Source organism: Bartonella sp. AP57NXGY, from assembly GCF_042195805.1.
Classification (GTDB): Bacteria; Pseudomonadota; Alphaproteobacteria; order Rhizobiales; family Rhizobiaceae; genus Bartonella.
Map to the genome: position 1 here is coordinate 1 of NZ_JBHIOZ010000054.1, position 9,338 is coordinate 9,338.

7 protein-coding genes are annotated in these 9,338 nt (G+C 38.9%); 4 read left to right on the plus strand and 3 right to left on the minus strand.

The window, feature by feature from the left end; all coding sequences use genetic code 11:
• Both ACFIL8_RS06175 and ACFIL8_RS06180 read right to left on the minus strand, forming a co-directional pair.
• Nucleotides 1-364: helix-turn-helix domain-containing protein (locus ACFIL8_RS06175; RefSeq protein ID WP_375689146.1), on the minus strand; the 364-nt coding region annotated here is incomplete at its 3' end.
• A 381-nt stretch (nt 365-745) separates the two neighbouring features.
• Entirely contained in the window at nt 746-1,117 is a 372-nt protein-coding gene (locus tag ACFIL8_RS06180; protein WP_375689150.1) for a helix-turn-helix domain-containing protein, read from the minus strand.
• 1,209 nt (nt 1,118-2,326) lie between these two features.
• Between ACFIL8_RS06180 and ACFIL8_RS06185 the strand changes: the two genes are divergently transcribed.
• Entirely contained in the window at nt 2,327-3,562 is a 1,236-nt protein-coding gene (locus tag ACFIL8_RS06185; protein ID WP_375646295.1) for an MFS transporter, read from the plus strand.
• A 643-nt stretch (nt 3,563-4,205) separates the two neighbouring features.
• Nucleotides 4,206-4,601: a hypothetical protein gene (locus tag ACFIL8_RS06190; protein WP_375638506.1), complete on the plus strand. Its 396-nt coding sequence runs from the start codon at nt 4,206-4,208 to the stop codon at nt 4,599-4,601.
• A gap of 2,363 nt (nt 4,602-6,964) precedes the next feature.
• Here the strand turns inward: ACFIL8_RS06190 and ACFIL8_RS06195 are convergent.
• The gene (locus ACFIL8_RS06195; protein WP_375689148.1) at nt 6,965-7,333 is read right to left on the minus strand and encodes a helix-turn-helix domain-containing protein; all 369 of its coding nucleotides are present in this window, start codon (nt 7,331-7,333) and stop codon (nt 6,965-6,967) included.
• 1,125 nt (nt 7,334-8,458) lie between these two features.
• On the opposite strand from ACFIL8_RS06195, the gene ACFIL8_RS06200 reads away from it, so the two are divergent.
• Nucleotides 8,459-8,785: a hypothetical protein gene (locus ACFIL8_RS06200; protein WP_375638511.1), complete on the plus strand. Its 327-nt coding sequence runs from the start codon at nt 8,459-8,461 to the stop codon at nt 8,783-8,785.
• Nucleotides 8,786-8,969: 184 nt separating this feature from the next.
• Nucleotides 8,970-9,101 carry a hypothetical protein gene (locus ACFIL8_RS06205; protein WP_375638505.1) on the plus strand — a complete coding sequence of 44 codons (132 nt, stop codon included), beginning with the start codon at nt 8,970-8,972 and terminating at the stop codon, nt 9,099-9,101.
• The last annotated feature ends 237 nt before the right edge of the window (nt 9,102-9,338 follow it).

Genomic DNA, 9,338 nt, shown 5'->3' on the forward strand with positions numbered 1-9,338 from the left:
AAATTAGCCACAAGATTGCTTTTTGTTTTTTCGGCTGGAGTTCTCTAAAATTTTTCAAAAGGGTGTGTTCTTTTTCGCTATAGGTTTCTTGATTGTGGTGTAAGAGGGTTTCTTTTGTTGAAAGATTTTCTTTTGTGGCAATGTCTGCATAAAAAAAGTTCATAGGAACTTCTAGTTTTTGAGCGATTTCTAGTAAACATTTGGCACTTACACGGTTTAAGCCTTTTTCGTATTTTTGGATTTGTTGGAAACTGACACCTAAATGGCTTCCTAATTCTTTTTGGGAAAGCCCCATGGAAATGCGTCTATGACGGATTCTTTTGCCTATCAAAATGTCGATAAAATGTGGATTTCTAGTTGGCACTTCAAGCCCCCCTCCGGTTGCGAGCGCCCTCGCATTGGTATTCCGGGAGTTAAAGGTACTGAATCCGAGTCAGCTTTTTGCTTTTAGTGCCAAAGCACCTGGACATAGCAAAATCTCCCGGAATCCCGGGACACCCGCAAAGCGGGTTCATTTTTACGCTCGGATTTAGGACCTTTAATCCCTCTTGATCGGTGCGTAGACGATCAAAATTACACTTTAAGTGATAAAGTAATTTCAGAAAATTGGCAAGAAAAATCAAGAATTTTCTATTCTATTATGCCCTAAAACATTGCTCTTTGAAGGGGAGCTGATCTGAATTTGACTTAAGGATGTTTTGTTGTTTGATATATTAACAAATAATGTTGATCGTTGCGCTTTTGCTTAATCAGAAATTAGCCACAAGATTGCTTTTTGTTTTTTCGCTTCGAGCTCTCTAAAGTTTCTCAACAGAGTGTGTTCTTTTTCGCTATAGGTTTCTTGATTGTGGTGTAAGAGGGTTTCTTTTGTTGAAAGATCTTCTTTTGTGGCAATGTCTGCATAAAAAAAGTTCATAGGAACTTCTAGTTTTTGAGCGATTTCCAGTAAACATTTTGCGCTTACACGATTGAAGCCTTTTTCGTATTTTTGGATTTGTTGGAAACTTACGCCTAAATGGCTTCCTAATTCTTTTTGGGAAAGCCCTATTGCAATGCGTCTGTGACGGATTCTTTTGCCTATCAAAATGTCGATAAAATGTGGATTTTTAGTTGGCACTTCAAGCCCCCCTCCGGTTGCGAGCGCCCTCGCATTGGTATTCCGGGAGTTAAAAACACTGACTTGACTCAGCTTTTTGCTTTTAGTGCCAAAGCACCTGGACATAGCAAAATCTCCCGGAATTCCGGGATACCCGCAAAGCGGGATAAATTTATGTGTCAAGTCTTCGGGTTTTTAATCCCTATTGATCGTTGCGTAGACGATCAAAATTACACTTTAAGTGATAAAGTAATTTCAGAAGATTGGCAAGAAAAATCAATGTGCTATAAAACGGCGTTATTTGGAGGGGGGATGATATCAAGTATATCAATTTCCACATTTAGGTGTTTTTTAGAGTGTGTGGTGAATATTTTTGGCTGGGCTTATCTTGTCTGGTCTGATGAAACATTTTCTTTTGAGGGGCGGGTCTGAAGACTGTAAGGGTACTAGGCAAAAAGCTGGGTTCGTTTATAGACTATTGTTTATAGAGCGGTGCGGGGTGGTGAACCTTTCGTTGGTTTCGTTCTGTAAAGATGTAAAAACGTATATCCGTAAAAGTGAAGTGGGGGATTTGTGGATTATATATTGTGCGTGTTTTTGGTCACTTTGGGCTTTTGGGGGCGTGGAATGTGGTAGCGAGGATTGGGGGGAAGTGTTTTCGTGAATGGAGGGGGAAGCTGGGAGGAAGAGGGGTGTTCAGTTGTTAAGTGTGTGACGGGAGAGAAAAAGGGGGAATGGAGGATGAAGAGAGTGCGCATGGATAAGAGGAGAGTGTGGGTAAGGCGGGTGTTGCAAAGAGATGCGTGAAGGATGGCGAGGAGATAGGGCTTGATTTATTGAACCTGATGAAGTGTTGTCGTTTGAGGCGTGGGTGGGTGTAAGCTTTATTTTGTGGGGAAAGCTGCTTTTTGACGTGGGATTGTAGATTAGTGCTGGTTGGGAATTTTCATTCTTTGAAACGTGGGGCGGAGGTCAATGTACTAATATAGCAGATTGTGATCTCATAATTTTTACATTCTTTCTTTTTTAAAGCAAATAAGCAAGAAAAATTAATATATTACTTGATATTAGAGTAAATGCTTATATCAAGAGGAGTATTTCTTTAAAAGTTTTCACTTAACTTATTAAGCGATTTATTAGAATAAAAGACTCTTCTGAAGTTCATATCACCAATTGTATCGAAGGAAGTGTAACTTTAAGTGTAGAAAAGTTTAACATCGGATGGTTGATATGAATTTGTTTTTAAAAAAGAGTCCATTAGCTCTTTTTTGCTCTCTCTTTATTTCCAAAGTTGGTGATTATGCTTATGAAGTTGTTTTTATTTTACTGGTCTTAGAATTAACAGATAACACCTTTTTTACAGGTCTTGTGTATTTTTTTCGATTTATCCCTTTTCTCTTTTTTGGCCCTATAGGAGGTTGGTTAGCGGATAATTTTTCTTTGAAGAAAAATATGATCTTAAGTGAAGTTGTGAGATTATTAGCTTCATTGTTTGTTTTTATAACTTATATAACAGGTACGGCACATATCATTGTTCTTATTTTTGCAGCAATATGTACAACGATAGGAAGAAGTATTTTCCAACCAAGTTTTCAAGCTGCTATTCCCAGAATGTTTTCAATAAAAGATCTTACAAAGGCCAATAGCATTGCTCAAATTATCATGGAAACGGCAGCCGTCATTGGCCCTTTGGTTTGTTCCATACTGCTTTTTTTAGCAAATAAATCGGCAGTACTCATTTTTGATTTTTTTACCTATTTTATATCTATTATCATGTTATTTAATCTCATGAATTTAAATTCAAGCGAGAATAAATCATTCAATTTTATAAAAATTTATCGAGAAACAGCTTCATATCTTAAATATATTTCTACAGAAAATAATAATTTATTTATTACGCTCGTTGGCTCGTCGTTTGCTATTCTCTTTACGGGTGCTATTTTAAGATTTTTAATTCCAGCTTTTGTTCTTTTTGTGGGGGGAGAGGAAAGCTTTGTGAGTTATATTTTTTCTCTCATGGCTGTTGGAACTATTGTTGGTGGTTTGTTATATAGTAAAATTATATTAAATATTACTTCGTTGAAGCTCATGATATTTTGGCTTCTTTATGGGGTTATTCTGTTTGTTATGCCCTTAGCTGCAGAAATTTATTTAAAATTCCTTCTCGTGTTAGCATTTGTTCTAGGATTTATTGGTGCCTTTGTGGATATTGGTTTAGTTTCAGCTATTCAATTATATTCTCGTCGTGAAGATTTTGGTAAGAGTTTTGGAACCTTTTCAACTTTAGCAAACTCTGCGGAAGCAATGTCTGGCTTTATTGCTGGACTTTTGGCACTCGTGGGATTGTTAAGCTCTTTTTTAGCTATGTCCGCATTAATTATTTCCACCGGAATTATTGGCGTTGTAAAAATTAAGAAAAATAAAGAGTTAACACCTCTTAACACGACAGTCGATGACGACCATTGATATATTTGATATCTCCATGCCGTTTCTTTTTTCTAAAGACGGTTCGCTCATTATCTTATTCATGAGGTAAAAACACAGCTCTTTGAAGGGGGTGATCTGAAACGAATGAGTGGTCAGTGGTGGAAATTTGCTAGGCAAGCATTTGAATTCTTTACAGACCGTTGTTTATAGAGTGGTACGGGGTGGATGAAGCTTTCCTTGGCTTTGTTCTGTAAATGTGGAGAAGCGTAAAAATGTGAATCTGTAAAAGTGAAGCGGAGGATTTATGGGGTCATATATTGTGCGTGTTTTTTGTCATGATATGGAGGGGTGAGAAGGATTGGGGGAAGTGTCTTCGTGAATGGAGGGGAAATGAAGGGTGCTATGCGTTGGTTTATGTAATGCAACACACCATGAAAGTAAGTATACATATACTATATGCTTTACATGTGTTTTTTCGTACTTTTAACATATATATTTTGTGTCTTAAACATAAGCTTTGAGTACTATGAGAGATGGTGGTCGTTTTTTAAACAAGCGAGAAAGTGATTAACTAATGCTTGATAGTAAAGCAGTATGTTGTTAAGGCTATTCTTTGAAAGGAGGCTCTTATTTCTGGTGTAGGAGCTTCTCAGAAGAGAATGCAATTAATAGGGGAGTTAAGATGTCAAAATATTTATTTCCGTTACCGCTTGTATTGGTGGCTGGTTGTGCATCTATCAATAATTATTCATCAAGTTATGTTAGTCCAAATATTACGCAAGATGATATAAAATTAATTGCTAACGATTTTGTTCGTAATCTTAAAAAACCTTTACCGCCCGCTACAACAACACTTATTGTGAAAAAAAATAAAACAGAAGACAACTTTACTCCTGTATTTATTGATCTCTTGCGACGGAATGGATATAACGTGATCTATACAGATCAACCAAACAAACAGCAAAATGGTGTAATCTTGACTTATCAAATAACGCCAATAAAGACAGGTATCATGTCTATGGTTTCTTATGATGAGGTTGGAGTAACGCGTTATTATATCCGCACTTATAATCGATGAAACCCCTTTACCGGTTTGTCTCAAAGAAGTAGATAATGAAGAAATGTGTTTCAGGGGAAGTGTTGGGATTGAATTAATCAATAAAAATTTGCAGATGTGAAAATTACATGTTCAGATGACAATTATTCGTCGTTTCGGTTACAATTTCAGTGTTGTAACGAAGAAAGATGTCGTTTTATCTGTTTGCAATTCTTCATGTTCTATCTCAGTTATATAGCGCTTTTATCGTTTCTGTCTTATAGAAAATTACTTTCTGTTCTACGGCTCTATATGCCAATCTAATAGTCAGATCTAAACAATCAAATTCATATGAACTCTTTACAGAAATCTGTTGTTTGAGATTGTTGGAAAGGTGTTTTGTTTTTATCAAATTGTCGCGTGGTGGTTTGGGAGTTTCCTTTGGCTGCATTCTGTAAAGATGTAAAAGCGTAAAAATGTGAATCTGTAAAATGAAGCGGAGGATTTGTGCTTTGTGAGAGCTTTTATTATGGCATGGAATGTGGTGCGAGGATTGGGGGATGTATTTGTGAATGGAGCGGGGAACGCTGGGATGAAGAGTGCTGTTAAGTTGTGAGTGTGTGATGGGAGAGAAAAAGGGGGAATGGAGGATGAAGAGAGTGTGCGCATGGATAGGGGGGAGAGTGTGGGTAAGGCGTTGGTGCAAAGAGATGCGTGAAGGATGGCGATTTTTAAGGAGATAGGGCTTGATTTGTCAAGCCTGACGAAGTGCTGTCGTTTGAGGAGGGCGTCTGAAGACTGTAAGGGGGGTACTAGGCAAAAAGCTGGGTTGGTTTATAGACTATTGTTTATAGAGTGGTGCGGGGTGGTGAACCTTTCCTTGGCTGCGTTCTGTAATGATGTAAAAGCGTAAAAATGTGAATCTGTAAAATGAAGCGGAGGATTTGTGCTTTGTGTGGGCTTTTATTATGGCATGGAATGTGGTGCGAGGATTGGGGGATGTATTTGTGAATGGAGCGGGGAACGCTGGGATGAAGAGGGGTGTTAAGTGCGTTTTCTGGAGAAGAGTGTGTGGAGAATATTTGAGGGCAGGGCTTAATCAGTCTTGTCTGATGACACGGTATTCTTTGAGGTGTCGTGATAACCATATGAAATAATCAGCAGGGGAATTTGATAGACGAGAAATCAGATTGTTGCAGACCAGTGTTTGCAGAGCGGTGCGGAGTGGTGATGTGGAAATTTTATTTGGCTTACGTTCTGTAAAGATGTAAAAGCGTAAAAACGGTGATCTGTAAAATGATGCGGAGGATTTGTGCTTTGTGTATTGTGCATTTTTTTGTCATGGTATAATGATAAATCCATTGAGCACCCCTATCTTTACTCTTCATAAAAGAGCAAGCCGGCACACTATCATTATATTTGTGCTAGCTCGTGGGTGTTGGCTACAGCCCTTGGCATACAGCCCTTGGCACTTGAGACGGTTCATAAGAGCCATTTTATTCCTTTCTTAATCGTTTTTTATCCATACGGGCTCTCCCCTGCTTTTGACGTGCAAGCGAGTGATTTTGATTGATTCAACATGGGAGGGATTTGAAATGAGAGAATCTTACGATGTTTGGAACTCTTAATCAGTATCAATAATGCTAAATTATTTCTTATAAATCAATATATTGTCATGGTGTCGAGGGGTGAGAAGGATTGGGGAGGTGAAGAGTGTGTGAATGGAGGGAAATGAAGAGTGCTGTTCGTGTGTTGGCTAGAGAGAAGAGTTTTGGAATAGCTGTGAACAGATTGCAGAGCTGATGTGTAAAGAGATGTGAAGAGATAAAAACTGTGGTTGGCTTTTATATTCTATGCGAAATTTAACAATTATATTTGCGTCTATATTTGTATGGGGGATATCCGTGAAATGGGTGTGAGAAGCATTGAGAGGTGTTTTTTTAATAAGTGGGTGAATGAGCAATACAATGAAAGCCTATTTAGAGGGGAAATCCTATTTTAGCTCTTGTTGTTTTAGACATTGTGTTTTGTATGAGGGGCATTTTGCAGGAAAGGTGTTTTGAGGGATGTGGCTCCCTTAAAGAAAAATACAAAAATATCAAAAGAAAAATATAAAAACTTGACAAGGTAAATGTAAAAAGGTATCATAATGATACAATCGGAATTGTGCGTTTAAATCAGATGAGATCTTTTGATAAGATTCTGTGAGAGGGGTGGGGATGTTTTTCCAAGGTTTTGGTGTTTTTATCCTATTTTGAAGTTTGATCCTATGATGTCGTAAACCGGTGCCGTAAACCGTTTTTTGAGATGTGGTGATATCAGTCAGGCAAGGCTTTAGGTAGAGGGGGATATTGGCAACGGATGTCGATTGATGCGCTTTTGCCTAATCAGAAATTAACCACTGTCTAATCAGAAATTAACCACAAAATTGCTTTTTGTTTTTTCGGCTGGAGCTCTCTAAAGTTTTTTAAAAGGGCGTATTCTTTTTCGCTGGTGGTATCTTGATCGTGGTGTAAGGCATGTTCTTTTGTGGGAATATCTGCTGTTAAAAGGTCCGCATAAAAAAAGTTCATAGGAACCTCTAGTTTTTTAGCAATTTCTAGTAAACACCCCGCGCTTACACGATTTAAACCTTTTTCATATTTCTGGATTTGTTGAAAACTGACACCTAAATAGCTTCCTAATTCCTTTTGAGAAAGTCCCATTGAAATGCGTCTGTGACGGATTCTTTTACCTATTGAAATGTCATTAAAATGTGAATTTTTAGTTTGCACTTCAAGCTCCCCTCCGGTTGCGAGCGCCCTCGCATGAGTATTCCGGGAGTTTGAAAGCACTGAGCTCAGTCAGCCTTTTGCTTTTAGTGCTGACAAGCACTTGGACATAGCAAAAGCTCCCGGAATTCCGGGATACCCGCAAAGCGGGATAAATTTATGTACTGAGCGTTCGGGCTTTCAAATCCCTATTTGACCGTTGCGTGGACGATCAAAAACACAGATCAATTCATAAGGCAATTTCAGAAGATTGGCAAGAAAAATCAAAATAATTTCAAAGACTATAAGATTGGGTACTTTTTAAAAAAGTGCGAAATCTGGATTTTTAGTTTGCACTTCAAGCTCCCCTCCGGTTGCGAGCGCCCTCGCATGAGTATTCCGGGAGTAGTAAAGTACTGAGCTCTAGTCAGCATTTTTGCTTTTAGTGCTTATCACACCTGGACATAGCAAAAACTCCCGGAATCCCGGGACACCCACAAAGTGGGTTCATTCTTACGCTAGAGCTTAGGGCTTTACTATCCCTTATTGATCGTTGCGTGGACGATCAAAATATCCTTTGAGTGATAAAGTAATTTCAAGGGATTGGCAAGAAAAATTAAAATGTTTGCTGTACGGTTATACTGTAAAATAGGGATGTTTGGGGGCGGTAATCTGATGTTAGTAGGGGAATTTATTGGGTAATAGGTTGGATTATAGTTTAAAACCGGTGCGGGGTGGAAGCTTTATTTAGCAGAGGAAAATTTGCTTTCTGAAGTCGAATTGTAGATCAGAGTTTATCTGGCGTGTTTGATGAAACACCATTCTTTGAAGTGTGGGATAGCCATATGAAATAATCAGCAGGGGAATCTGATAGACGAGAAATCAGCTTGTTGACAGACCCGTGTTTACAGAGGGGCGTGGGGATGACGGTTTTTGAGTTTCATTTGGCTTTTTTCTGTAATGATGTAAAAGCGTAAAAATGTGAATCTGTAAAATTATGCGGAGGATTTGGGCTTTATGTGGGCTCTTATCTTTTTGGGTGTGTCCCATTTTTTTTTAATTGTTGAATGCTTGGCAAATTTTGTTGCTGATTTTTATGTCATTTTTTGTGTTTGAGGTTTTGGTTTCTCTTTAGTTGGAAGGAACATGATGATGGTAGATGAACATTGTCTTCCCTTACGTCGAAGAGGGCGGAAAAAAGGGGCTTTAAATAAAACAACAAAGCGATTTAATGAAGCTCTTTTGACAGCGGCGGAGCAGGCTGGATATCACTATGGTGAAGATGGGCTGGTGTCTTATCTTCAGTATCATGCGTTGAATAATCCTGTTCCTTTTTTTTCGCTGCTGGCAAAAGTGTTGCCTCTTCAGGGGGCTGGAGAAGGGCAGGTTAAAACAGTTTCGCGTATTGAGATTGTACCAGTGAATGCAAAAAATAGCGAACCGGAGAAGTGTGATACTTCGATAACTAAGGTTTGAAGAAGGAGCTGTGATGTTTGGGCATTTACTGGAGAGCAGAATATTTCGGTGGGAGATATTGGGGCTTCCTATGTCGAGATGCCGGCTTTTATGGGCGATGACAGAGGGGCGTGTGCTGAAGAGGTGATACCCGAGAGGTACAATGCTTAGGGGGTGTGGTTGTTATCTACTGTTTTGGATTTTTGTGAAGGTTTGGTCTTTTCTCGTTATTGAAGGTGTGGAGATATCAAAAACAGTTTCGCGGATTGAGATTGTGCCAGTGAATGCAAAAAATAGCGAACCGGAGAAGCTTGATCCTTTGGTCACTGAGGCTTGAAGCTACGAGAAAATGTTGGGTTGGGCACATGATGTTTAAGGGATATTGTCTTTGAACGGGGATGCTAGATGTTTGTCTGAAAGCTTATGATTGAAATTGCGGTGAGGGGCGTGTGCTTTAGGCGTGTGAGCTGTGACGTTGTTAAGCTTTGGTGGGGGAAGCATGAGGACGTGGACTGGAGGAGACTTCGGTGCATATGGTGTTTTTTGGGGGTACATGGCGTCTGGGGTGGTCTGT